Source organism: Streptomyces sp. DT224, assembly GCF_049844595.1.
GTDB lineage: Bacteria > Actinomycetota > Actinomycetes > Streptomycetales > Streptomycetaceae > Streptomyces.
Genome location: NZ_JBNCLI010000012.1, coordinates 1 through 22,932, shown reverse-complemented (window position 1 = coordinate 22,932; position 22,932 = coordinate 1). Strand labels below are relative to the sequence as shown.

General features: G+C 69.9%; 29 protein-coding genes. 14 read left to right on the top strand and 15 right to left on the bottom strand.

All coding sequences use genetic code 11. The features are described 5' to 3' along the window. Nucleotides 1-40: 40 nt before the first annotated feature. The 15 genes from ACLQ2N_RS28075 to ACLQ2N_RS28005 form a co-directional block, all read right to left on the bottom strand. Complete coding sequence (locus tag ACLQ2N_RS28075) at nucleotides 41-526, bottom strand: hypothetical protein (RefSeq protein ID WP_425817184.1); 486 nt, start codon at nucleotides 524-526, stop codon at nucleotides 41-43. Nucleotides 527-555: 29 nt separating this feature from the next. Further along, nucleotides 556-1,419 carry a DUF317 domain-containing protein gene (locus tag ACLQ2N_RS28070; RefSeq protein WP_425817182.1) on the bottom strand — a complete coding sequence of 288 codons (864 nt, stop codon included), beginning with the start codon at nucleotides 1,417-1,419 and terminating at the stop codon, nucleotides 556-558. Further along, nucleotides 1,416-2,651: an ATP-grasp domain-containing protein gene (locus ACLQ2N_RS28065; protein ID WP_425817180.1), complete on the bottom strand. Its 1,236-nt coding sequence runs from the start codon at nucleotides 2,649-2,651 to the stop codon at nucleotides 1,416-1,418. The genes ACLQ2N_RS28070 and ACLQ2N_RS28065 overlap by 4 nt, the downstream gene beginning before the upstream one ends. A 61-nt stretch (nucleotides 2,652-2,712) precedes the next feature. Continuing rightward, the gene (locus tag ACLQ2N_RS28060; RefSeq protein WP_425817178.1) at nucleotides 2,713-2,994 is read right to left on the bottom strand and encodes a hypothetical protein; all 282 of its coding nucleotides are present in this window, start codon (nucleotides 2,992-2,994) and stop codon (nucleotides 2,713-2,715) included. A gap of 31 nt (nucleotides 2,995-3,025) precedes the next feature. Beyond that, nucleotides 3,026-4,258, bottom strand: a complete 1,233-nt coding sequence (locus ACLQ2N_RS28055; protein WP_425817176.1) for an MFS transporter — start codon at nucleotides 4,256-4,258, stop codon at nucleotides 3,026-3,028. After that, nucleotides 4,255-4,773, bottom strand: coding sequence for a regulator (locus ACLQ2N_RS28050; protein WP_425817174.1), 519 nt, complete (start codon nucleotides 4,771-4,773; stop codon nucleotides 4,255-4,257). The genes ACLQ2N_RS28055 and ACLQ2N_RS28050 overlap by 4 nt, the downstream gene beginning before the upstream one ends. Beyond that, nucleotides 4,770-5,603: a winged helix-turn-helix transcriptional regulator gene (locus ACLQ2N_RS28045; RefSeq protein ID WP_425817172.1), complete on the bottom strand. Its 834-nt coding sequence runs from the start codon at nucleotides 5,601-5,603 to the stop codon at nucleotides 4,770-4,772. The genes ACLQ2N_RS28050 and ACLQ2N_RS28045 overlap by 4 nt, the downstream gene beginning before the upstream one ends. 42 nt (nucleotides 5,604-5,645) lie before the next feature. After that, nucleotides 5,646-6,065 carry a hypothetical protein gene (locus ACLQ2N_RS28040; protein WP_425817170.1) on the bottom strand — a complete coding sequence of 140 codons (420 nt, stop codon included), beginning with the start codon at nucleotides 6,063-6,065 and terminating at the stop codon, nucleotides 5,646-5,648. A gap of 10 nt (nucleotides 6,066-6,075) precedes the next feature. Continuing rightward, nucleotides 6,076-6,519 carry a hypothetical protein gene (locus tag ACLQ2N_RS28035; protein WP_425817168.1) on the bottom strand — a complete coding sequence of 148 codons (444 nt, stop codon included), beginning with the start codon at nucleotides 6,517-6,519 and terminating at the stop codon, nucleotides 6,076-6,078. After that, nucleotides 6,516-7,004: a hypothetical protein gene (locus ACLQ2N_RS28030; RefSeq protein ID WP_425817166.1), complete on the bottom strand. Its 489-nt coding sequence runs from the start codon at nucleotides 7,002-7,004 to the stop codon at nucleotides 6,516-6,518. Before ACLQ2N_RS28030 ends, ACLQ2N_RS28035 begins: the two co-directional genes overlap by 4 nt. A gap of 108 nt (nucleotides 7,005-7,112) precedes the next feature. Continuing rightward, the gene (locus ACLQ2N_RS28025; RefSeq protein ID WP_425817164.1) at nucleotides 7,113-7,460 is read right to left on the bottom strand and encodes an SH3 domain-containing protein; all 348 of its coding nucleotides are present in this window, start codon (nucleotides 7,458-7,460) and stop codon (nucleotides 7,113-7,115) included. A 145-nt stretch (nucleotides 7,461-7,605) separates the two neighbouring features. Beyond that, nucleotides 7,606-8,265: a hypothetical protein gene (locus ACLQ2N_RS28020; RefSeq protein WP_425817162.1), complete on the bottom strand. Its 660-nt coding sequence runs from the start codon at nucleotides 8,263-8,265 to the stop codon at nucleotides 7,606-7,608. Between the two features lie 302 nt (nucleotides 8,266-8,567). Next, a complete protein-coding gene (locus ACLQ2N_RS28015; RefSeq protein ID WP_425817160.1) occupies nucleotides 8,568-9,050 on the bottom strand; it encodes a hypothetical protein in 483 nt (160 codons plus the stop codon). Continuing rightward, the gene (locus tag ACLQ2N_RS28010) at nucleotides 9,047-9,595 is read right to left on the bottom strand and encodes a DUF4913 domain-containing protein (protein ID WP_425817687.1); all 549 of its coding nucleotides are present in this window, start codon (nucleotides 9,593-9,595) and stop codon (nucleotides 9,047-9,049) included. The genes ACLQ2N_RS28015 and ACLQ2N_RS28010 overlap by 4 nt, the downstream gene beginning before the upstream one ends. Nucleotides 9,596-9,834: 239 nt before the next feature. Then, nucleotides 9,835-10,590: a DNA-methyltransferase gene (locus ACLQ2N_RS28005; protein ID WP_425817158.1), complete on the bottom strand. Its 756-nt coding sequence runs from the start codon at nucleotides 10,588-10,590 to the stop codon at nucleotides 9,835-9,837. Nucleotides 10,591-11,099: 509 nt separating this feature from the next. On the opposite strand from ACLQ2N_RS28005, the gene ACLQ2N_RS28000 reads away from it, so the two are divergent. The 14 genes from ACLQ2N_RS28000 to ACLQ2N_RS27935 all read left to right on the top strand — a co-directional run bounded on the left by ACLQ2N_RS28000 (nucleotide 11,100) and on the right by ACLQ2N_RS27935 (nucleotide 22,691). Then, entirely contained in the window at nucleotides 11,100-12,218 is a 1,119-nt protein-coding gene (locus ACLQ2N_RS28000) for a C40 family peptidase (protein ID WP_425817156.1), read from the top strand. Nucleotides 12,219-12,265: 47 nt separating this feature from the next. Continuing rightward, nucleotides 12,266-12,571 carry a DUF6112 family protein gene (locus tag ACLQ2N_RS27995; protein ID WP_018522644.1) on the top strand — a complete coding sequence of 102 codons (306 nt, stop codon included), beginning with the start codon at nucleotides 12,266-12,268 and terminating at the stop codon, nucleotides 12,569-12,571. After that, nucleotides 12,571-13,251: a hypothetical protein gene (locus ACLQ2N_RS27990; RefSeq protein ID WP_425817154.1), complete on the top strand. Its 681-nt coding sequence runs from the start codon at nucleotides 12,571-12,573 to the stop codon at nucleotides 13,249-13,251. Before ACLQ2N_RS27995 ends, ACLQ2N_RS27990 begins: the two co-directional genes overlap by 1 nt. 32 nt (nucleotides 13,252-13,283) lie before the next feature. Continuing rightward, complete coding sequence (locus tag ACLQ2N_RS27985; RefSeq protein ID WP_425817152.1) at nucleotides 13,284-14,657, top strand: SCO6881 family protein; 1,374 nt, start codon at nucleotides 13,284-13,286, stop codon at nucleotides 14,655-14,657. A gap of 75 nt (nucleotides 14,658-14,732) precedes the next feature. Then, the gene (locus ACLQ2N_RS27980) at nucleotides 14,733-16,229 is read left to right on the top strand and encodes an SCO6880 family protein (RefSeq protein ID WP_425817150.1); all 1,497 of its coding nucleotides are present in this window, start codon (nucleotides 14,733-14,735) and stop codon (nucleotides 16,227-16,229) included. 25 nt (nucleotides 16,230-16,254) lie between these two features. Beyond that, nucleotides 16,255-16,716 carry a DUF6238 family protein gene (locus ACLQ2N_RS27975; protein WP_425817148.1) on the top strand — a complete coding sequence of 154 codons (462 nt, stop codon included), beginning with the start codon at nucleotides 16,255-16,257 and terminating at the stop codon, nucleotides 16,714-16,716. A 28-nt stretch (nucleotides 16,717-16,744) separates the two neighbouring features. After that, nucleotides 16,745-18,259, top strand: coding sequence for a VirB4 family type IV secretion system protein (locus tag ACLQ2N_RS27970; protein WP_425817146.1), 1,515 nt, complete (start codon nucleotides 16,745-16,747; stop codon nucleotides 18,257-18,259). Nucleotides 18,260-18,281: 22 nt separating this feature from the next. Further along, nucleotides 18,282-19,145, top strand: coding sequence for a ParB N-terminal domain-containing protein (locus ACLQ2N_RS27965; RefSeq protein WP_425817685.1), 864 nt, complete (start codon nucleotides 18,282-18,284; stop codon nucleotides 19,143-19,145). Continuing rightward, complete coding sequence (locus ACLQ2N_RS27960; RefSeq protein ID WP_425817144.1) at nucleotides 19,142-19,663, top strand: hypothetical protein; 522 nt, start codon at nucleotides 19,142-19,144, stop codon at nucleotides 19,661-19,663. Before ACLQ2N_RS27965 ends, ACLQ2N_RS27960 begins: the two co-directional genes overlap by 4 nt. 127 nt (nucleotides 19,664-19,790) lie before the next feature. After that, complete coding sequence (locus tag ACLQ2N_RS27955; RefSeq protein ID WP_425817683.1) at nucleotides 19,791-20,777, top strand: hypothetical protein; 987 nt, start codon at nucleotides 19,791-19,793, stop codon at nucleotides 20,775-20,777. A gap of 331 nt (nucleotides 20,778-21,108) precedes the next feature. Then, entirely contained in the window at nucleotides 21,109-21,399 is a 291-nt protein-coding gene (locus ACLQ2N_RS27950) for a hypothetical protein (protein WP_425817142.1), read from the top strand. 53 nt (nucleotides 21,400-21,452) lie between these two features. After that, nucleotides 21,453-22,232, top strand: coding sequence for a hypothetical protein (locus ACLQ2N_RS27945; protein ID WP_425817140.1), 780 nt, complete (start codon nucleotides 21,453-21,455; stop codon nucleotides 22,230-22,232). A gap of 31 nt (nucleotides 22,233-22,263) precedes the next feature. Then, nucleotides 22,264-22,482 carry a hypothetical protein gene (locus tag ACLQ2N_RS27940; protein WP_425817138.1) on the top strand — a complete coding sequence of 73 codons (219 nt, stop codon included), beginning with the start codon at nucleotides 22,264-22,266 and terminating at the stop codon, nucleotides 22,480-22,482. Nucleotides 22,483-22,532: 50 nt separating this feature from the next. Beyond that, nucleotides 22,533-22,691 (top strand): hypothetical protein, encoded by a 159-nt coding sequence (locus ACLQ2N_RS27935; RefSeq protein WP_425817136.1) that lies wholly within the window; start codon nucleotides 22,533-22,535, stop codon nucleotides 22,689-22,691. The last annotated feature ends 241 nt before the right edge of the window (nucleotides 22,692-22,932 follow it).

Sequence of the window (22,932 nt, the reverse complement as noted above, 5' to 3'; positions counted from 1 at the left end):
CCTGACGGAGGCGGCGGTGCAGGGCAATTGGGATGCGGGCTCACCGGCCGCGTACGGCGCCCGCGACCGGTGCTCCGGGCGCCGTGCGGACGGTGTGGCCGATCGGGCCGCCCTGACGGCGGGCGGCCCAGGCACCGGGGAACCAGACTGCGGTGTACTTCTCGATCGCGTCGCGCAGCCCCGTGGTGACGGCCCCTTCCCACGGCGGGCGTCCGGGGAGGTGGTACTTGTCGAAGGTGGCGTAGCTCTTGGTATTCGGACGTCTGTCGGTGGCCTCGTCGCGGCGGTGAAAGGTCTGGTGGTCCAGGAAGCTCAGGACCACCGCGTCGATCTCACCGCGGTCCGGGTGGACAACCGCCACACGCAGCCCCCCGTAGGTGTCGGCGTGGATGGTCCCGGCGAAGTCGATTCGCAGCCGTAGGGGTGCATCGGGCACGGGGGCGGCGAAGTAGGTGTCACCCACAACGGCGTGTTGGTGGAAGGGGAGGCACAACTGGGCGAAGAACTCAGCGGCTTGGAGGGGCAAGTGGGTCTCCGGATGGGCTCGGACCGGTCCTACCGGCGTGGACCGGGCAGAGCAGGTCGGCTGGTGATGCTCCAGCGCGGGACGCTGGCTGCGGGAAGCGCGGCGGGTCGGCGTGCTGCGACGGCCCGCCGTACGTCGAGCGGTGTGGGGGCCGGCGGAAAGATCGGGGTGAGCCGAGCCATTCCCTCGATGTAGCTGAAGGTCGCCGCGCACCAGCGGGGCAGCGGTGCCGGATCGGCGACACACTCGGTGACTGCGGTGAGCACGGCGACGGGGGTATCGGTGCTGAACGTGGCGTACCAGGCGGGCCGGTCGATGGACTTGCCCGCCCACAGCTGCCATCGGGCGTCCCGCGTCGTGAGCTCGGCGTCCCGATCAAGGGGGCCGCGTGTGTACTCCAAAGCGGCGAGCCCGTCCGGCGCCTGGACCGCGAAGACCCTCCGGCGCGGCTGGTCGAGCACCCAGCCCTGGTCCAAGAGCGGCTTGACCGTGCGGAAGGGGTCGTGCTCCTCGATTCCGGCGACCGGCCGGGCGAGGCAGGCGCCCGGCCCTTGCTCGTACGCGGTCGCGAGGGCGGTGGTGAGCGCGGTCACGAACTCGGTGGGTGTCCGGTCGTTGAAACACGCTCCCCAGACCGGGGGACCGAACGGGTCGCGGTAGGCGTTGATGCGCCAGAGCCCGTCGTCTTCCCCTTCGGGCAGATATCCGACACGGACCCTGCGGTCGGGGGCGCTGATGTAGCCGTTGCCGAGGTCGTCGTGTTCGACGCTCCAGCGGAGGTCGAGGAGCGGGGCGAGGGCGGGGTCGCCGGTGCCGGTGGTGGAGGCGAGGTAGCGCGGGGAGACGTAGACGTCGCCGTCGATCTCGTGCTGCGGGTCGGGCTGGGCGGTCACCGGTGCGACCTCGTGGTGACGGTGATCTCGTCGGCGGCGGTCTCGAGGCGTTCGGTGACCTCGGCGGTGGTGCGGCCGGTGACGATGAAGAAGCCGGCGCGGGCGGTGAACAGGTCCCCTCCGTCGGCCGGCAGGCGGATCGGGTCACCGACCTCGTGCAGCCACTGGACCTGGTGCAGCCAGGGGGTGTGGGCGGCGAAGGGCGTGTTGATGTGGCGTTCGGTGAGCGTGCCGGAGGTGTCCGGGTAGAGCATGCGGATGCCGGCGGCTGCGTGACGGGTAGGGGTGAGGTCGGGTGTCTGGCCGCATGCGATGTCAGCGGCGGCCTTGGGGAGGTCGATGCCGGTGGCAAGACGTACAAGGTGTCCGATCATGTCGCCGCCGAGCCTCGCGTTGACCTCGATGAGCCGCGGCCGTCCGTCTACGAGCCGCATCTCGACGTGCTGTATCCCGTCCGTGAGGCCCAGGGACTTGACGGCGGCTGCCGCGACAGGGGCCACCTGGGCGAGGAGCGGGTCGGCGCTGTCGATGGTGTGCCCGGTCTCTTCGAAATGAGGGGCCGGCCCCAGGTGCTTGCGGGTCACGGCGACCGCCGTGGTCACCCCATGCTGGGTCACGCATTCGACGGAGACCTCGGGGCCGTCGAGGTACTCCTCGACCAGGACGCCGCCACGGTCCTCGCGACTGCGGTCGGCCCCGGCCGAGGCAAATGCGAAGGCGGTGGGGAGGTCTTCGGGCCGGTCGACGCGGGCCACGCCGATACTGCCGGCGAACGCCGACGGCTTGAGGACGGCGGGGTAACCGATCGTCATCGTCGCCAGCCCGGCCTCCAGCAGGGTGCGGGCGCTCATGTAGGCGGCTGACGGCACCCCGTCGCGGGCGAAGTGTCTCCTCGCGATGGACTTGTTGCGGCAGCCCTGCATGACCTCCACTCCGGCGAAGGGCAGGCCGATGGCGTCGGCGAGGTGCGCGGTGGGGATGAGATTCCACTCGTCCCAGGTCACTACCCCGGCCAGTTCGTGGCGGGCCGCCAGGGCACGGCCGGCAGTGACGAGGGCAGTGAGGTCGGCCAGGTCGGCGACGGCGTGATCGGTGACGAACTGCATCTCCCACGTCGGCTCGGTGCCGGTGAGCAGGACGACGTCGTACGCGGCGGCCACCTGCTCCAGGCAGTAGCCGCGATAGGTCTCGTCTCCGGGAGACACGACGAGTACGAGAGGGCGAGCGGACAAGAAGGGTGCTCCGTATCGGTGGGCATCAAGGGAAGAGGAGAAGAGAGCCGGCGGTGTCGGGTCAGTCGGCACGGCGGCGGCGCAGCTCGAACGCGGAAGCCCAGTGGGGGTGCTGTGAGATCAACTGGCGTGCGTAGAGCGCGGTGTAGTTGTTGTTCAACCCGGCGTCGCCTTGCGGAAGCTGACGGCGCAGGTCCTCGAAGAGGTGCTTGAGGCTGATCCGGGTCGCTCCGGCGGCAAGGCGGCCGGCGGCCATGCGCTCCAGTGCCCGGAACACATGCGGGTTGTGGGCATCGAAGGTGCGGAACTGCTCGGTGATACTGCGACCGACGGCGGTGGGCATGAGGTTCTCCACAAACGGGGGGCGTACCGGTTCAGGTGCGCAGAGCGGGGTCGGTGCGAAGGCGGCCGAAGGCGAGCGTCAGGCCGAGGGCCTGCAGTACGGCGCACGCGGTGATGACGTGGCCCAGCGCGTCGGGCGGGGTCAGCGCGGTGAGCACCCCGGCGACGGGAAAGGGCGCCAGGAGGATGAGGATGGTCGCCGACAGGGTGCTGCCGAACTTCTCCGGTGGGATCAGTCGGGAGCGCAGGGTGCGCAGGACGACCGCCATGCCGCCCTCCGCTGCCATGAGGACCGCGACCAGGACCAGGTAGGAGCGGTAGTCAGGAGCCTGGGCCGCGGCGAGGCAGCCGAGCGAGGCCAGAGCGGCGCAGACGGCGCCAACCGGCCACAAGCCCAGACTGTCGAGGAGGAACCGACAGATGGTGACGGCCAGGAGGGTGGCGGCTGCGGCGGCGGACCAGACCAGCCCGACAGCGGTGGTGGACTGCCCGTAATGCTGGACGACGATCACCGGTCCGGCCGCCTGGAGGAAGCCCGTGGCCAGATTGGACAGGGCCAGCCCGGTCACGAGCCAGCCGAGCGCGGGAAGCGAGCGGATGGTGCGCCAGCCGGTGAGCAGTCCGGCACCGGGCTGCCCCTTCGGCGTCCCTGCGGCGACGTGCGAGGGCGGGGTGCGCAGGGCGAGCAGCGCAGCGAGCAGCGAGAGCACGGTGACCACGGCGAGCATCGCCGGCGGTCCGGCGAGCAGAAGTACCCCGGCGAGTGCCGGACCGGCCAGCGTCGCGGTCTGGTCGATGCCGAGCAGAACGGCTTGGACTCGGTGGGCTCGTGCACCTGCTCGGCGGCCGGCGGCGGCTCCCGCCGTCTCGGCCGCGATGTAACTGACCTCCGTGAGCATGCCGGTCGTCACCGCGAGGACCATCAGGGTCACGCCCGCAGCATGGCCGGTCGGGTAGAGCTGGAGCAGGGCCGCGCCCGCAGCAAGGGCGAACGCGCGTCCCAGGGAAGCGAGGTGGAAGACGATGGCCGCCCCGCGTCGGTCGACGATCGATCCCGCCCACCCGAAAGCCGCCAGTCGCGGGATCCATTCCAGGGCGAACGCGGTGCCCGTCAGCGCGGCCGACCGCGTGGTCGCCAGGACCAGCAGCGGAATGCCGTAGGTGGACATCGCGTGCGCGAGGGCGTCCGCCGAGCGCGGCAGGTAGATACCGCGCACCAGCCCGGCGGTGTGGCCGGCATGCCGGAGTGAGATGGCTGTGTTCACGCGGCCATCCCAGTCTCAGGCACCTCGGTGGACTGGGGGTTGTCGGCCAGCCACCGGAGCAGCAGCGCGCGAGGACGGCCAAGCTCCGCCTCGGCCTCGGCGCTGGGCAGCCGCTCGGCGTACCGCCCCGACAGGTCATCGGAACAGACGGACATCCGCGATGGCACGACGAGGTCGAAAACCCGTCGAACGCGATCGGTGAACGCGCAGACCGGCGCCGGATAGTGGTGCCGGTCCCAGCGGGCGAACGCGTCATACAGGCCCGCCAACTCGAAGCCTGATTCGGTGAGTTCGAGGCCGGAGCCGGAAACGATCCGGATGAGACCGTATGCGCGGGCCACTTCGATGGCGCGCCGCAGGTGGTGCGTGGAAAGGTCGGTCAGGGTGCCGGCCAGCCGTCGGGGCGGTATCGCCCCGTTGTCGTCGATCTCGCTGACCAGGCGGATCAAGGAGCGCGATGCCAGCAGATCGACGGCCTGGCGTACTTCGGCTGGGGTGAGGACGGTGGTGGTCATCGGCGCGGGCCTCCTACCGCAGTGGTGGCCGCCTTGGTGGCGTGGGAGAAGAGGTCGCGGTTGTGCCACGTCGGAGACGAGTGGCCCGTCCGGGCCTGCGGGAGCGCGGCCGGAGCTGGCCGGGGCTGGCTGCTGGCCCACGGCCTCGGCGCGGTCTTCGTCTGCGGGTTCCCCCAGACGGGGTGCTGGGCCGCCTGGTCGAGGGGCTGGCCGGCGGACCATGCGGACAGGGCTCCGAGAACGGGGCCCAGGCCGTCGCCCGCCGCAGACAGCCGGTAGGGCTGGCCGTTGCCCCCGGTGTCGACCAGACCGTCGGCAACGAGCTGCCGCAGCGGCGGATACACATTCGTCCAGTCGCTGCTGGGCATCACGATCCGGGCCAGCGCCCGACCGCTGACGTCCCCACGCGACTTCAGTACCCACAGGATGGCGGCGGCGTGACGCCGGGTGAGCAAGGTGAGGCTGTCCTCGATCTGTTCGATGGCGGACAGCGGGTGGTCCGCCTGCTCCAGGTGCTCCTCGGCCCATTTGACGATCAGCGGCAGGACCGGCAGCAGGTCGGCTCCGCGCTTGGTGTGGCCGTAGGTGACGTGCCGGCCACTGTGCTCGGTGCGCTCGACGAGGCCCACGTCGCACAGGGACTTGACCTTCGGGTGGAGCTGGCCGTTCTGCAGCCAGGACACCTTGGCCGCCAGCTCGCTGTACCGCACGGGCGGGCCGGAGAGCGCGAGCATGATCCGTACGTTCCATCGCGGGGTGATCATGGCGAGGGCCTCGGTGACCCGGGCGATGTCGGTGCCTGTGTCAGGGGGCAGAGCGGTGGTGGTCAAGGGAGGAACTCCTGGGTGCGTAAAGGGGAAATCGCCTGCAGGTCAGCGGCTGGGTGCTGCGCTCTGCACCGGAAGAGGCGGAGCCGCAGGGACTGCGGGAGCCGTATGAGAGGGAGCGGGGGCCGGGGGCGGAGCGGGTGCCAGGCTCTGCAGCACGGCGGCGACCGACGTCGCCTGGACGTCGCGGACGGCGACCACTTCGGCGAGCCGACGGGATCCGTCGAGGAGGTGGGAGACGTCGCCCTGCCAGATCCGCCGCTCGGGGTCGTGGAGGATCCGGGCAAGGTGGTCGCGGTGGAAATTGATGCCGCGCTCGGCTTGAGCGAGGGCCTTGTGCATGCCGAGCAGCGCGGCGAGCATGCCGGGCGGGTTCTCCTGAGCGTGAGCTGCGAGGTCGGCGAGCGGTGCGCCGTACAGTTCCTCGATCCGTCCGGCTACCTCGGTGGACGTGAGTAGGGACAAGCGCGAACTTTCACGGTCGGGGGGCCCGGGCCGCCCCGGCACGCGGGGGTACCGGGGCGGCCACGGAGGGGAGCGTCATGGTGGCCTGGAGCTGCGCGGTCCGTACGGGCCGGGGACGCTGACCGGGTGGAGGCATGGTGCGCAGCAGCTCGCCGAGGGTCGCGCGGTAGCCGTCGCGGGCATCGAGCGCTGCCTCCAGCCACTGCGCGTCGAAGCGGAGCTTGTCCGCCGACAGGTCGTCCATGTCGCGGTCCGGATCCATGTCCGCGTACACCCGGTCGCGGACACGGGCGACCTGCTCCTCCGTGAGCGCCAGGAAGGCACGCAGCTCCAGGGCCCGGGCGAGGGCGGGTGACACGTCGTGGGCGACAGCCGCCTCGTGCAGCGCGGAGACCGGCTTCCCGAAGACCTGCTGCAGCTCGCCGTCCATGGTGCTGGCCTTGGTGCGGCTCATCGGGTGAGCCTCCCTACCTGCCCGGCCGACGCCGACGCGGGTGGAGGTGCTTCTGCCGGCCGGCGGGGAGCGGTGGTCTGCACTGCGGGACCGCTCCGGGAACGAAGGCGGGCAAGACGCTCGGCGGAGAAGCCCTTCTTGCCCGGAGCATCCGGGTCGAGGAGCCACCGCACGACTATCGCCCGGCCGTCGCGGACGGTAACGGCCTCGTTCACGCGGTGGGCGAGACCCATCGTCGGGTCGTCGACCTCGCTGGGCTGCGACTCCAGCGCGGCGAGGAGGTCGTCCTCCGCTCGATCCAGTACCGACTGGGCCTGGACAAGCAGGCCGTGCCACTTCACGACCTCGGTCGCGTCCGGGTTCGCGGTCGGCTTCGCGCCGACCGCGTCCTTCAGCTGGTCCATGCCCATGCCGAAGCGCGCTTCGATCCGCTCGGTGAGTACGCCCACCACATCCGCGGCGCCGTCGGATATACCGTCGGACAAGGGAGAATCTCCTGTTCTGGAAAGGCCGATGCCTGGCGAAATGGGAAGGGGACGGCCGTTCCCGGGCAGCTCAGCCGCGTACGGAAATCCGCCGGATCCGGAAATCGGTCAGTCCAGGCACATCCGGACGTCGCGGTAGACGTACGTGCCGGACACCCAGCCCTTGACGCCGGTCGTCTTATCCGTGATGTAGAGCCAGTTGCCGCTCTTCTTCTGCACGCTGAACTTGTGGCCCCGGTAGAGGATGCCGAGAGCGGTGGACTTCGAACTGGCCTTGGACCGGATGGTCACGGCCTGGGTGTGCACCTCGTACGGCAGCGGCGGCAGGTTGTGACAGCTGGACGCCGGGACCGCGGAAGCGGCGGTGGGTACCGCGCTGGCGGTGGTGGCAGACAACACGGGCAGAGCGAGAGCACCGAGCATCACCGCAGATACGGCAATTCGGGTGGAACGCATGCGGAAGAGACCTCCGTGAAGGCATAGGGATTACGCGGAAGGTGCCGGGGAGTTGTTCCGGCGGCTGTATAAGAGTCCGGAGAATCACCGGTTTGGCTAACCGGCGATCGTCGGTTATGTTGCGCCGCCGCGTCGCGCTTGACGCTCAGCGCGTACGGCCGGGCGGCCGGGGAAAAGCAGCCTTCGCCACACCCGCCCCGGGGCCAGAAGCGGCTGCGGGGCGAACCGGCGGCAGCGGGCCGGCCTTGCCGTCAAGCCGGTCGTCGCACCACCGCAGAGCCTCGTCCGCTGTGTCGAAGCCGCCTTCGCGCAAGGTGTACGTCCACGCATCGGTGTCGAACTCCTCGACGACGACGCGGAACGGGCTGGGGGCTCGCTCGTCCATGGCGCGCAGCGCCACCACGGTGAACGCGTCTGCCCAGTCGTCGTGGGTGTGCGAGGAGACAATGGCGAAGTGGTCGCCCTCGCCCACGAGGCGTCGCTCCAGCCATCGAGTGGCCTCGTCCGCCGGTAGGGCGCACAGCTCCGGGTCCAAGCCGATGGCATCGCGTGGGCAGCCGCGGTGGATGAGCCAGGACTGGGCCATCACTGCCAGCGGCAAGGCTGCGATGTCGACGGTGTACGACCCCTTGTCCCGTTTCAAGTGAACGGCGAGGAACTGCGGCGCGCCTGGGGGTCCCCAGGTCACGGTCCGGTCGAAGAGGACGTAGAAGATTTCCGCGTCGGCATGATGTTGCGCGAGGGGAACAAGCTCGTCCCCAAGCGTGTCGGTGAAATCGCGGTAAGCCGCCTCGTCGGCGGTCAAACCGGTTCCGGATCGGTGGGGGTCAACAAGAGCCTCTCGGATGGAATTCAGGGTCCCTTCACTGAGGTGGACGCCGAGGTCGGTGAGCGAGCAGGGAGACGACGCCCGTCTGGGTCTTGGCCAACACCCGCTGCTGGTCGACCAGTGGGCCTGCGGCACGTCGAGAACGTGTCGGTCGCGGAAGGTCCATAGGGTGTTGATGTCGTGGCCGATGGTGGCTGCGACGCGGTGGTAGAGCGGGGAGCAGCTCGCCGAGATGAGACCGGCGTGGGCGGGGTGGGTACGGGCGATGTTCCGTGCGTTCAGCGGGCTTGGCGGGGCCTGGAGGTCGGTACGGGACGGCGCGGGGCCGGCAGCGGGGTAGGCGGTGGCCCGGGCCGGGGTACGGGTCCGCGGGTGGTCAGCTGCGGGGAGCGGGAGCGGGCCGCGTGAGTCCGGGCGCTCAGCGGACGGCGGGCCATCCCCAGACGACGACCAACTTCGTCGTAGATGTCGTTGCCCGCCCGCGGCCGAATCGCGATGACGTGAACGTCCTTGTGGTGCGCGGAGTCCGCCGGCGCGGGGCGGAGTGCGTAGACGACGCGCCACTCCTTGCGCGAGTCCACGAACAGCTTCCGGTACCCCTCCAGGTCCCCGTCGAGACGCAGGCCGAAGCGCTGCGCGGTCACCACCTCCTGCAGGTAGGCGAGGGTGAGATCTCGGATGTCGCTCGGGGCCTGGAGGAGGTCGGTCAGTGCGCGGGGGTCGATGCTCAAGCCGAAAGCGGGCTTCCCTCCTGCGGTCACGACGTCGGCTCGTCCGCCTCGGCAGGCTCGTCGGCTGCCCGCTTGGACGCCGCCTCCGTACGGACGGACGGCGGCGGTCCCGCCAGAAGGCGATGGGCAGGCCGGTCGGGAGAGGTCATGCAGGCCGACAGCGGACCGCCGGGTGCGCGGATCGCCGCGACAGCGTGGGTGAGGAAGTCCCGGTGCCACACGAACAGGCCGGACAGCCCTGCTTCGGGATCCCGGTGCTGCTGGTAGGCGAGCCACAGGGCGTGGAGCCAAGCCACGACATCGTCATGGTCCTGCCACTCCAGGCACCACGGCGCGGCGGTTGTGACCTCTGCCCCGTAGACCGGGAGGAAGAAGTCGTCGACCCAGTCGCTCAACGCGTCGAGTTCGTCTTCCAGTTCCTCGCCATCGAGTTCCAGGATCGGACGGGGCTCCGGCGCGGGGCTCGGCGGCCGGCCGAGCCCCGGCATGCCGAACGCGGCGAACGGCGAACCGGGCGGTTCCGGGGCGGAGGAGAGGTGGTCGAGCTGCTGGGCCTGCTGCGCCGACTGCTCCATGAGCCGTCGGACGCTCGCCTCGATTCCCTCCAGCTGCGGATCGGGAATGCGAATCGGCTCCAGCTCCCCGTCATCAGGCGGATTTATAGATTCGGTCATGCGAGTTCGGCCTCCTATGAGACGCAGAATGGGGAAGGAACGAGGCGGCGACACACGGCGGCACGGAGGCAGAGCCGCATGCCCGATTTCGCCGGGTGATCGACGCGAATGCCGGCATCTGCGCGAGCGACGCTCGCGACTCAGGCGGTGAGGATCACGTCATCCTGGGTCAGGGTCTCCCGGACCGTTTCGGTGAGCCGGTCGGCCGCGATCGAGGCGTACTCCTCGGTCTTCTCCACGCCGATGAAATCCCGGCCCTCCAGCAGGGCGGCGACACCCGTGGAGCCCGAGCCGGCACAGAAGTCCAGCACCGTGCCGCCCGGCGGAGAGATCTTGACGAGTTCACGCATGACGGAGACGGGCTTCTGGGTGATATGCCGACGCTTCGAGCCCGACGGCTGCGAGGCGCTGTAGAGACCGGGGAGGTAGACGGGGTTCGCGGCGGCGTTGATCTTGCCCTTGGCGCCCCAGACGATGTACTCGCAGTCCTGGCGGAACTTGCCCTTCTGCGGCCGGGCCTGCGGCTTGTGCCAGGTCAGGATGCCCAGCCACAGCCAACCGGCCGCCTGGAGAGCATCCGTTGTGGAGGGCAGTTGACGCCAGTCGGTGAACAGCAGGGCGGTGCCGCCGGTCTTCGTGAGGCGGTGGGCTTCGGTCATGATCTGCGTCAGCCAGAGGGTGTAGCTGCGCTGATCCATGTTCTCGCCGGTGAAGTCGGGGAGAGTGTTCTTGGAGTCGGCGGAGGTGTACTTCTGCTTGGCGGAGCGGCTGGTGCGCTCCTTGGCGGTCCGACCGCCTGAGTTGTAAGGCGGATCGGTGATGACGGAGTCGACGCAGCCGTCCGGAAGGCCGGCGAGAACGCTGAGGGCGTCGCCCTGGTGGAGGGAAAACGGCAAAGAGGAACCCCAATTCGGGTGGAAGGGCGAAATGAACTAACCGCCTCGCAGGAGTCCTCGCGGGCCGGAAGTGGGCATGCAGAAGCCCAGGGCCGCGGACCGAGGTGGGCGAGGGGAGTCCAAAAACTGTAGAGGCGAATCCGCCGACGCCCAAAAGTGCAGGGGTGAGGTACCGGATTCCGATACCTCACCCCTGCATTTTTGGTCAACCGCCGATCCGGGCCTACTGTTTTTGAACCGCCCGGTGCGCACTACCGCCGGATGCACCCGCCGCACGTCGCGGCCGAGTCCCATGCTCCGACGCGCCTCGTTTCCCTTCCCGGCCACGCGATGCGAGCGGCAACTCGCTGCACCGGCCAGCCCCGATCGCTCATTCCGGCCGCCGCGCCCATCCCGGCACACCTCGTGCACGCGGCTCGGCCGGACATGCATCTCGAAGGACACACCGTCATGACCTCTCGACATCCATCCATACCCAGGACCGGTGACCGGCGAGCGGCTCGCCCGAGTTGAAGCTGGTCGTCTCCGCCCTCTGCGTCGTCTTCCTCGCTCCGCTTCTGCTCGCCGGAACCGCGATGGCGGTGATCTCCTCGGCCGCCGCCACGCAGACCACCGGCAAGCTCATCCCCTGTGTGCCGGCCGTCGACACCGGCAAGATCGCCGACCAGATCACCCGGCTGCTGGACGGCGCGTCCAGCGACGACGTACGCGTCGAGGGGCTGGATCTGCCGGCCGCGCAGATCCCCGCCGCTCGGACGATCGTGTCCACCGGCATCGCCCTCGACGTCCCCACAAAGGGGCAGATCATCGCGCTCGCCACCGCGATGCAGGAGAGCCGGCTGCGCAACCTCACCTACGGCGACCGCGACTCGCTCGGCCTGTTCCAGCAGCGCCCCTCCCAGGGGTGGGGCACCGCTGAGCAGATCCACGACCCGGTCCACGCGAGCAAGGCGTTCTTCGAGCACCTGCTCAAGGTGCCCGGATGGCAGCAGATGACGGTCACCCAGGCTGCCCAGGCCGTACAGAAGTCCGGCCTGCCGGACGCGTACGCGCAGTGGGAGCCCCTCGCCACGGCGCTGCAGACCGCCATCGTCAAGACCTTCCCCGGCCATGGCACCGACAAAGGCCAGGCCGGCAAGCCGTCGACGGGTGTGACCGGCTGCACGGGCAACCCGGACGGGTCGGCCTTCGGCCGCATCCCCGAAGGCAGCGTCCCCAAGGGCTACTCCATCCCCGCCGACACCGATCCGAAAGCCCGGACGGCCATCAAGTGGGCGATGCGCCAGCATGGGACGCTCTACCAGTGGGGCGGCTCGTGCACCGCCGCGCACGGCCCGGACCCGATGGGCCGCTGCGACTGCTCCAGCCTGGTCCAGCAGGCGTACGCGCAGGCCGGGATCACGCTGACCCGCACCACGTACACCCAGGTCCTGGAGGGCAAGGCGATCTCGCTCTCCCAACTGGAGCCCGGGGACCTCGTCTTCAGCCGCGGCATCGCCGCCCGGCCCGAACACGTCGGGATCTTTCTGGGCGAGGGCCTCGTGATCGAGGCGCCGCGCACCTCCAAGCCGGTCCGGATCACCCCCGTCAAGGACTGGGCCATCCTCGCCGCCCGCCGCGTCGTATGACACCGACTCTCACCTGGTCCTCGCATGTAAGGAGCTTCTCCACACCCATGTCCGTCACCACCCACACCCCTCTCGCGTTCGATCCGGGCATCACGCCCCAGGACGGGGGCCTGCCCGGCCTGAGCGTGCTCACGACCGTCGTCAACTCCGTCAATTTGTTCGCGATCATCGCGGTCGTCGGGGCGCTCGCCATCTCCCTCGGCGTGTGGGCCTGGGGCCACCACACCGGGGGGCACCAGGCCGAGGCCAACGGGAAGAAGGGCGCGGTCGTCGCCGCCGGCGCAGCCCTCGGGCTGGGGGCTGCAAACGGAATCGTGGCGTTCTTCTCGACCCTGGGGTCGCAGGTCCACTGATGCCGCGACTCCCCTCTCTCTCCGCACGCGGAGCCGCCTGGTCGCCGATCCGGCGCATCGCGGTCGTCGCCGCGGCTGCCGCCGTGCTCCTGGCCGTCGCCGTGATCGTCGCTCTGCTGACCCGAAGCGACTCCGGCCGTCATACTCCGGAACCCGCCGTGCCCGCCCCGGCAGACAGCCCGTCCTCCACCACGACCGTGCCGAAACCCTCCTCCGGCACGGGGGCACTGCCCGCTCCCCCGCAGATCTCCGACCCGGTCCCTTACGCCAGGGCAGCGGCCCAGATGCTGTGGTCGTACGACACCCGCACCACCAGTCGCGACCAGCAACTCGCTGCCATGCGGGCATGGATGACGAAGGAGTCCCAGTACCAGGACTGGCCCTCGGTCGCCGACCAGGTCCCCGATCCGGTGCTGTGGTCACGGATGGCCGACCAGGACCAGCACGCCTCGGCGAGCGTCCCCGAGGGCCACTACCCCGGCGCGTTCAAACGGGCCCTCGCCGAGGACCCGTCCGCCATCACCGAGGCGTACATCTACGCCGTCACCGTCAACGGCGAACAGCGCATCGCGTGGAAGGGCGGCGGTGGAGCCGAGGACCGCGCCGTGACCCTCGCGGTGCAGTGCCGCCCCTCCCACGACTGCACCCTGGCCGCCATCGCCCCGACCGTCACGCAGTGACCCGCATCTGACACTGAAAGGAGCAGCACCCCGTGGGTTTCTGCGATCTGCCCTTGACCGAAACCATGTGCGCTGCAGGCGACATAGCCGACTTCGCCTCCGATCCAGCAGAGTCTTTGGGGAATTGGCTGGCCCAGTCCACCGCTGAGCTGGCGGCCACCGCCGCCGACCTGGCGGCCGAGGCGGTCAACACCACCACGAAGGTCGACCTCACCGCCGATTGGTTCGTCGACAATTACGAGATGCTGCTGCCGCTGGGACTGACCGTCACGGTCGCCACGTTCTGCGCGCAGCTGGTCCGGGCCGCGATCCGGCGCGACGGCCAAGCACTGACACAAGCGTTCACGGGCACCATCTCCGGCATCCTCTTTGCCTTCTGCGCCATTGCGTTGACCACCGTGGCCGTCGAGGTGGTCGACGCTCTCAGCGACGGCCTCCTCGCAGCCGCCCACACGAATCTTGAAGCGGCCATTCGCCGCATGATCAAGGTCAGCGCGCTGGCGGCCCTGTCTCCGATGGGGTGGCTCATACCCGTGGTCGCCGGGCTCGGCGCCGCCGTCGGGGCCATTCTGTACTGGTGCGTCATGATGGTCCGAAAAGTGGGCATTCTCGTCATGGTCACCCTGGCAGTCTTCGCCTCCGCCGGCGGCGGATGGGAAGCCGCACGGCGCTGGCGCAAGGGCTGGATCGAAGCCACCGCCACCCTCGTCGTCTCAAAGCTGCTGATGACCGTGATCTTCGTCCTCGGCGTCGCCGCCCTCGGCAAGACCGAGGCCACGGACGGAATCGCCGCGCTCGCCGACTTCATGGCCGGCATCGTGATCATGGTCCTCGTCCTGCTGTGCCCCTTCGCCACCTTCAAATTCGTGCACTGGGCATCGGAGGGCACCGACGGCGAGTCCATCCACCGCGCAGGTGGTGCTGGAGCCCAGATCGCCCGGGCACACGCCGAGAAGGCGGTCCGGAAGGGCACCGCGGCTATCAGCGCCGCCGGATCCGGCGGCGCCACAGCTGCCGCCGGTGCCGCACCGCACGGCCCGGATGGTGGCGAGGGCGGATTCCCTGGCCACATCGCCGCCCATCCGACCGGCGGAGACGACCAGGGCGACAAGGGTCCGCAGAACGACGGGCCGGGCCTCTCGCCCGGCATCGCCCCTGTGAAGACCGGCCTGGAGAAGGCCGTGCAGCCCGCGCCGACGAGTGTGTCCGACGACACCAGCGGCCAGATGGGCGGCAGCCCGGGATCGAACGGCCCCGCCGCTCCCGCGTCCGGCCAGGACGGCGGGTGGCAAGGCACCCCGCCGACCACAACCCCGCCGCCGCAGGGCACGCCGCCGCCTTCTGGCTCACCGAACGCCACGTTCAGCGGGACGAGCGAACCGCCACCGCCTCCGACCGCCCTCTGACCCCCTGCCCGACACCTGGGGGCGGGAGACACACCGTGCCCCCGCCCCCAGGCTCCACCCGCCACCAGGACCCCCTTGACTGATCTTTCCGTCGCCCCGGTCACGGTGAAGTTCCCGCACCGGTCACGCCGCGGCATCCTCCTCGGCCTCTCCCTGCCCCAACTCGCGCTCGTGGCCTCGATGGTGGCCCTGCTTCTGATGACGGTCGTAACCACCGGCCTGCTCGGCGCTGTCGCCCTGACCCCGGTGTTGGCCACCGCAGCCGCACTCGTCGCGGTCCGCCGCCACGGCCGCTCCCTGATCGACTGGGCGCCGATCGTCGCCCGCTACGCACACCGCCGCCGTACGGGCCAGACCCTCTGGCTGGCCCGGCCCGTAACCCGGCCCCGGCAGGACGGCATCCTGCACCTGCCCGGCACCGCCGCCTCCCTGAAGGTGGTCACGCCCGGCGACTCCGCCAACGGCGCCGCCGCCGTACACGACCCGCATCAGCAGACCCTGACCGCCATCGCCCGCGTCAGCGCGCGAGCGTTCGTGCTCCTCGACCCGGCGACCCAGAACGCGCACATGAGCAGCTGGGGGCGGGCGCTGGCCGGCGTCGCCCGCACGGGGCACGTCGCCGCGGTGCAGGTACTGGAGCGCACCGTCCCCGACAGCGGTGACACCCTCGCCCGCCATTGGGCCCAGCACGGGCATTCCCAGACTCCGGTCGCCGGGCAGATCTACTCCGAGCTGGTTGCCTCGGCCGGCCCCGCTGCCGCCCCGCACGAGACCTACCTCTCCATCAGCCTCGACCTCAAGGCCGCCCGGCGCCTGATCTCGCAGGCCGGGGGCGGGCTGCCCGGCGCGTTCACCGTGATGGAGCAGACGACGGCCAGCATCGCGCAGGCCGCACGGACCGCCGGGCTCGAGGTCACCGGCTGGCTGAGCGCGCGGGAGATCGCCGCCGTCGTGCGTACGGCGTACGACCCGAAGGCGCTCGCCGCTCTTCAGCAGTGGTCCGAGTCCGGCCGTGCCGAAGCCGACCCCAGCGCGGCCGGGCCCGTGGTCCAGGTCGAGGAGTACGACCGCCTCGCCACCGACAGCGCGAGGCACGCGACGTACTGGGTGGAGAACTGGCCGAGGGTCGAGTCGTATGCCGGGTTTCTGCACGGCCTGATGTTCACGGCCGGCGTGCGCCGCAGCCTCTCCCTTATATACGTACCGCAGGGAATCGAGTCCGCGCTTCGCGACGTCCAGCGGCGCAAGGCCCAGATCATCGCCGACGCCAACGAGCGCACTCGCCGGGGGCAAGTGGACTCCGAAGAGGACTCCGTCGAGTACGCCGACGTCAAAACACGAGAACGGCAGTTGATCGCGGGACACGCGGATGTGGCAATGACCGGCCTGATCACCGTCACCGCCGAAACCGACGCACTCCTGGATGCCGCCTGCGCCCAGATCGAGACCGCGGCTGTCTCCGCCGGAGTCGACCTGCGACGGCTCAACTACCAGCAGCCCAACGCCTTCACACTCGCCGCCCTTCCCCTCGCACGGACCGACGCACAGAAGAAGTACGGCCTCGCCACCTGAGCCCGGCCCCACCCGAAAGGCCCCCTTGACCCACCCGCCCGCGTACGACGATGCGCACCCCTACCTCCGCGCGGCGAGCGCCGGAGTACGCCACCACACCCGAGCACTCGCACGGTCGGACAACGCCCCGCCCCCACCGGCCAATCGCCAGCACCTCGACGTGCTTCACGGCCACCTCACCGCCCTGCTGTTGCTCCTGGACCAGCTCGGCGAGACCACCCGGCCGCCGCACCCCGCCGCCGGCCACCACCTCGGCGCCGCGCACACCCGCCTCTGGCAGGCCACCAGCGAGGTTCACGCCGCCTTCCATCTGCTGCCCGGCAGCGCCACCGCGGGCGCCGAGGCGAGTGAGTGCCGACCCGACCGGCTGCCCGAGGGACCACCCGTGCTGACGATCTGCCAGCGCCACCTCGCTGCCGGGCACGTCGTCCGCCGCAAGACCACCCCCACCGACCTCCGCCCGCACACCACGGCCTGCGTGCGATGAGCACCACCCGCAGAATCGAGGGCCCCCGATGAGCCACCGGCCCGCCCGACGTGCTCGTCGTGCTTCCGCCAGCCCGCTCTTCACCCCCCACGGCATCGACCGCGCCAGCCGTAAGGCCGCTCGCAGACAGCTCGCCGAGGCCACCGCCAAGGTCCGTACGGAAATGGGCACCCGCCCGGCGGAGAACTCATCCGCCGAGCACCCGATGCCGGCAGCGCTCTACCCGTCCAGCGGTCGTCCCGGGCCGGCATCCGCGCGCGGCAATCAACTCCGGCTCCCCGCCCACCGCATGACCACCGCGGTCGCGGCCGGTGCCTATCCGTTCCTCGCCGAGGGCGGCCTCGGCGCGGCGGGCATCTACATCGGCCGCGACGTGCACGCCGAGGCGTCGTTCGTGTTCGACCCGTTCGAGCTGTACGGGAAGGTCGAAGGGTTCACCAACCCCAACATCCTGCTCGCCGGCGTGATCGGCCAGGGTAAGAGCGCCCTCGCCAAGTCCTTCGCACTGAGGTCGGTCGCCTTCGGATACCGCGTCTACGTACCGTGCGACCCGAAGGGTGAGTGGACGCCCGTGGCGAACGCCCTTGGTGGCCGATCCGTCGCCCTCGGTCCCGGACTCCCCGGTCGGTTGAACCCCCTGGATGCCGCCCCGCGCCCGGAGAGCGTCTCGGAGGCCGACTGGGTGGGGGAGATCCGCAAGCGCCGGCTCCTCCTCCTCGGCTCCCTGGCCCGAACCGTCCTGGGCCGGGACCTCATGCCCATGGAGCACACCGCCCTGGACATCGCCCTGGACGCTGTCGTCACCAGCGCCGCCGAGACCTCCCGCACCCCGCTCCTCGGAGACGTCGCCGCGACCCTCAACGACCCGGTCGCGCTCGACGAGGCGGCCGGGACGATGTCAGGCCGGCTCGGCGATGCCGCCCGTGACCTCGCCCACGCCATGCGCCGGCTCGTCAGCGGCGACCTGGCGGGCATGTTCGACGCCCCCTCCACCGTGCGCTTCGACCCGCGCGTGCCGATGCTCAGCATCGATCTGTCCCGGCTCGGCGGCTCCGGAGACGACACCGCACTCGTCCTCGCGATGACCTGCGCGAGCGCATGGATGGAGTCCGCGCTCTCCGACCCGGGCGGCGGCCGCCGCTGGATCGTGTACGACGAGGCATGGCGCCTGATGAGGCACATCGGCCTGCTGCGCCGCATGCAGGCCCAATGGAAACTCTCCCGGGGCCTCGGCATCGCGAACTTGATGGTCATCCACCGGCTCAGCGACCTGCTCACCGCCGGCGACGCCGGATCACAGGGCCGAGCCCTGGCCGAAGGACTCCTCGCCGACTGCAGCACCCGCATCATCTACCGCCAGGAGACCGACCAGCTCCACGCCGCGGCCTCCCTCCTCGGCCTGACCTCCGTGGAGATGGACGCCATCGCGCACCTCAACCGCGGCCGGGGCCTGTGGAAAGTCGCCGGACGATCCTTCGTTGTGCAACACCAGCTGCACGCTTATGAGCTGGCGCTCTTCGACACCGATGCCCGCATGCACTGAAACACCGACCCAACGGAGACCCATCATCGAATCCCACCCCACCAACTCCCTCATCCCACCGCTGGAAGAAGACGACCTGGCCGTGCTCATGCACGACATCCAGGAGAACGGCCTTCTCCAGCCCATCGTTCTGGACAGCTCGGGCCGCATCCTCGACGGTCGCGGTCGCCTGACGGCCTGTGAACGCCTCGACATCGAACCGGCATTCGTCACCTACGACGGCGCCGGGATCGATATCTACAGCCTGTCTGTGAACCTCAAGCGCCGCAGCTTCTCCAAGGGGATGTGCGCGATGATCACAGTCAAAGCCCGCGCGAGCCTCGGTTACGCCTGTCCCGAGTCGGGACAGACGGCTCGTCCCGACTCGGGACAGGAAGCGCGTCCCGAGTCGGGACACACGGTCCGAGACATCGAGGAGCAGCTCGGAGTCGCGCGCGCTGTCATCGGACGGGCGAATGTCGTCTGGCAGTACGCGCCCGACCTTGTCGACTCCGTGATCAGCGGCGCCGTCGGACTGGACCGCGCCTACGAAGTCGCCCGACAGAAGCAGGCGCAGACGGAGTCGGCGGAAGCACAGCTGGCCAAGCTTCGCATGACGGACCCCGCCCTCGCCGCCCGCGTGGCGGACGGGGAACTGACTCTGCAGGGTGCCTGGGCAGAGCACAAGGCACGGCAGGAGGAGGAGATACGCCAGCGCCGTGTCGCCACACACCTGTTGTGCGAGACCCTCCCCTCGCTCGCCCAGATCCGTGGAACCCGCACCTTTACCCTCTACGATCCCGACCTGTCGCCACCCGGTCGGGCGGTGACGCGAGAAACTATCGAGCACGCATCCAGCGCCTTGGCGGAAGCCGCCTCCGTGTGGGCGGAGCGTGACCTGCCGTGACCCAGATCGCCAACAATGCGCTGCGCACGCTCGTCCTGGAAGTCGCCCGGCGCATCACCACCGACCGCGGACGCATCCACACCGAGGAACTACAGCGGGAGCTTGCCAAGGAACTGGCCGGCAACAAGGACCTCCTCCCCCTGGCACTCACGAAGGGCTGCCAAGGGCTCGTCCGGGACATGGGAGCCCGCCACAGCCCTCGCCGCCGCACGTCCGGCGGCCTGTATCACCCCGATTCCGTACTGAAGCTCGGGAACGGCATCTGGGTGTGGATGAAGGACGCCACCCCCACCGACATCACACAGTGGGGACGGATCTGCTCCCGCAACGCCGTACACATCCTCACCTCCGAGGCCGAGAACCAGCAGTACGTCGCCGACCGCACCGACGCCTTCCCCGAGCATCCCGGAATTCAGCGGCTCGCCTCCCTCGAAGAAGCCGTCTTCCACTACCGGCAGGAGACCCTCAACGACGAAATCAACGGGTTCCCCGACACCAACGACCTCGACCACCTGTAGCTCGCACCACTCGAAGGGCGTTTCCGTATCTCCCCGCGCGATCCAGACTTCGACTTGCACGACAACGCCGGCCGCCGACGCCGACCAGATAGACGCCGCCCGGTACAACGTCGCCACCCGCAACGACCTGAAGCGGTGGGCACGACGCGACGACGACTACTCCCGCGCCGGTGTCCGTCCCTCTCCGCTCGCGCCACTTCCCGGCCACCGCAACGTGAACTCATGGTGGCAGGAGCTGTGGCGCCGGCACGCTCATATCACCACGCCGCTGCGGGCACGCGGACTGACGTGCGACATCGAGTTCGGCCTCAGCGCCTACATCGTGCGCGTCCCACTCCCCGACAACACCATCCTGATCATCAGCCCGCCCCAGGAGCCCGCCACCGAACGCCCGCCTGGAGACCCGGAGGGCTGGATCGCGACGCGGGAACACCCAGCCGACGCGTCACTGTTCGAGGTCATCTACGACTCTTCACCACCCTCCGACGATCCCGGCACCCCCCAACGCCCCGAAGCCCGTCACGGCGGAAGCACCGAGCCACTGATCGCGGCGATCGACCATCGCCTCATCCAGCTCGGGCTGCTCCCCGGCACCGAGCCACACACCTTCGACGTCACGCAGAACGCCACGGTGAGTGTCCCCCAGCCGGCCCAGGACCCTGCCACCGCACACGACACGGGCATCACAGCCGGGACGAGCGAATCTCAGCAGCCCACCACCGCCGCTACCACCACCGCTGCCGCTTGCGGTGACGCCCTTCTGGAACTCACCGACCAGCTCAACGGCAGCGACTCCCCCATACAGGCCGCCGCTCTGCTGCGCCAGGTGCTGGACCCGGACGATGGGGTGCTGGCACGCCTGGGCGACCTCTTCGAAGCTGCGGCGGAAAAGGCGAAAGAGGCGGTGGAGGATGACGGGTTCGACCTATCCCACGACCTTGCTGACGCGGCCGTCGAGGTGCGCAGACTCGGAGAGGACCTGCAGTCTGCCGAAGCTCGGATGCGCACGCTGACGCCGCTCGCGCCACCCCCTCGTTCTCCGGCCTCCCCGACCCGTACGCCGTCGCTCCCACCCCGATCCCTCCCGACGGCACCCCCACGGCACACACGCTGACATCCTCGGCGCCCTGGAGCGCTACCAGACACTTCGCGAAGTCGCCGGAGTCCAGCTCGGTCGGGAGACCACCAAGGCTGCGCGACAGTCCGCATGCCGGCAGCGACCCCTCCACGCTGCTGCCCGGGCCACCCCGACGTCACGACGCCATCTGGTCCGCTCCCAGGCCCAGCCCTCGCAACGAAACGAAGACATGAACGACCGGTCGCCCTCAGCGCCCCCAACCGCCCATGGCCATCACCTCGTCATCAAAGCCCTTCATAAGCACCCGCAAGCGCTTCGGAACCTCCACACGCCCGGCAGCGCGGAGGACGAACTCGCAACGCTCGTGGTGCGCAGCGCACTGCATCTCGACAACGTGCAGGCCGAGCTGGTCGACCGCTGCACCTGGGCCGCCGAAGACCTGACCCGTGCCGCAGCCGGAAAGGCCGTGCCGAACTCACTCGGCATCCTGCAGACCTCGGGGACCCTGATCGACATCCTGGCCGCCCGCCGCGCCGACGCCGTCACCAGCCTCAAGGCAACGCTGGCCGCATACCAGCGGGCCACCGCCACCACTCAGCCCCAGCGCACCGTCCCCGCCCCACCGTCCCCGTCCCGGACCACACGACAGACGCGGTGACACCGCCCGCCCACCGCCCGCATGACCATGCCCGCAGACCGGAAGCCCCTCCTGTGCCCACCCTCGAAACCTTCGCCTCGGCTCTGGCCGCCCACCTGCCCGGCGACTGGACCAGCACCTACGAGCACTACACCCGCTACAAGGACCAGTACCCCACGACCAACCGGCTCTGGGACAATGGACATGTCTCCGACCTCGCCAGCACGTACGCCCTCGGGCACGGGGCAGTCCTCCGTGGCCCCGAAGATCAGGAGCTGTACGTCACCGGCCGGCCCCGGTACCCGCACGAGGTCGTCGTCGCCCCGCTTGCACCGGACCGAGCCGGGATCAAACGCCATCATTTCTTCGGCGTGGAGGAGCCCTCCGGCATCGCCGTGCCCGCCGACCCCGTTCGCGCAACCGCCGCGGTCACCCGTCGGCTCCTGCCGCGGTACGAGCAAGCTCGGCTGGAGGTGCTCCGGAAGATGAAGGAAGAGCCCGAGCCGCCCCACCGTGCCGCCCCGGCCCGCTCCGCCCGGGTGATCACTCTTGCCCGCTTTGCCGACATCGACATCGGGGCACCGTACGAGAGCATCCCTCCGGACGCCAGGGAGATTTTGTACGCCCACGGATTCCAGTACCACCCACACCAAGGCGCGTTCCTCCTGCCCGTCGCGTACGGAGGCAGGGAGCGCGCACTGCGGATTCAGTCCGTCGCTCAGAAGCTCGCAGCCAAAGGCATCGGCGTCAACCTCCGCTACACCCCGCCAGACGCCTCTACCGCATCCGCCCCACCCGCACGGCCGGCTGCCCCCGCATCCACCAACGCCTCCGGGGCGGTCCACCGTCGGTGAACACGGAGGCCGGGCCGCGATGGAGCGGATCTTGAGCGGCAATCTGCCGCCGGGCGGCAAGACCGACCTCAAGACGCTCGCCGCGGTCGCCGGGGTGACCCGCACCGGCTTCTACCCGAAGAAGAACCGCGACGGCACCCCCAGGCCCGGGGCCTACCAGCATCTGGCCAAAGAGTTCGAGCCGGGTGCGCGAACTCCAGCAGGCCGGGGAAGATCGTCGACCCGCGTGAGGCACAGATCGAGCGGCTGAAGGCCGAGCGAGAGGAACTGAAGAAGCGTGTCGCGGACCGCGACCAGCTCGTGGAGCAGCTCACCGGATTCAAGCAGCTGGCGATCTCTCGGCTGGCCGCCCAGCACGAGGAGATCGAACGCCTCCGCCGTCAGATCACCGACGGCGCCAACGTCCGGGCGCTGCCCGCCGCCGCAGACCGCACCGCGCCGTACGGTTCATGCAGTTGACCGATCTAGGCAACGCCGAGCAGCTCGGAGCGGGCCCGCTCGCGCACGACGGGGTCCGTGCTGAACGCGGCATCCCCACGTCACCGGCTCCCAGCGGTCGAGGCCGCCCGCGCCAGTCGACCATTTCCATAAACTATGAATATAAAAAAGCTATGCTTCGAGCATGAGTCGACAAGACACCGCTCCTGGCGCGTCCGCCGCCATCGGGGCAGCCCTCTACGGCCTGGCCACCAGGGCCGCG

Bases quoted from the DNA above. Each gene is read 5' to 3' on its own strand.
- ACLQ2N_RS28060 (WP_425817178.1), bottom strand. From the start codon at position 2,994: ATGCCCACCGCCGTCGGTCGCAGTATCACCGAGCAGTTCCGCACCTTC.
- ACLQ2N_RS28050 (WP_425817174.1), bottom strand. From the start codon at position 4,773: ATGACCACCACCGTCCTCACCCCAGCCGAAGTACGCCAGGCCGTCGAT.
- ACLQ2N_RS28035 (WP_425817168.1), bottom strand. From the start codon at position 6,519: ATGAGCCGCACCAAGGCCAGCACCATGGACGGCGAGCTGCAGCAGGTC.
- ACLQ2N_RS28025 (WP_425817164.1), bottom strand. From the start codon at position 7,460: ATGCGTTCCACCCGAATTGCCGTATCTGCGGTGATGCTCGGTGCTCTC.
- ACLQ2N_RS28010 (WP_425817687.1), bottom strand. From the start codon at position 9,595: ATGGAGCAGTCGGCGCAGCAGGCCCAGCAGCTCGACCACCTCTCCTCC.
- ACLQ2N_RS27995 (WP_018522644.1), top strand. From the start codon at position 12,266: ATGTCCGTCACCACCCACACCCCTCTCGCGTTCGATCCGGGCATCACG.
- ACLQ2N_RS27990 (WP_425817154.1), top strand. From the start codon at position 12,571: ATGCCGCGACTCCCCTCTCTCTCCGCACGCGGAGCCGCCTGGTCGCCG.
- ACLQ2N_RS27970 (WP_425817146.1), top strand. From the start codon at position 16,745: ATGAGCCACCGGCCCGCCCGACGTGCTCGTCGTGCTTCCGCCAGCCCG.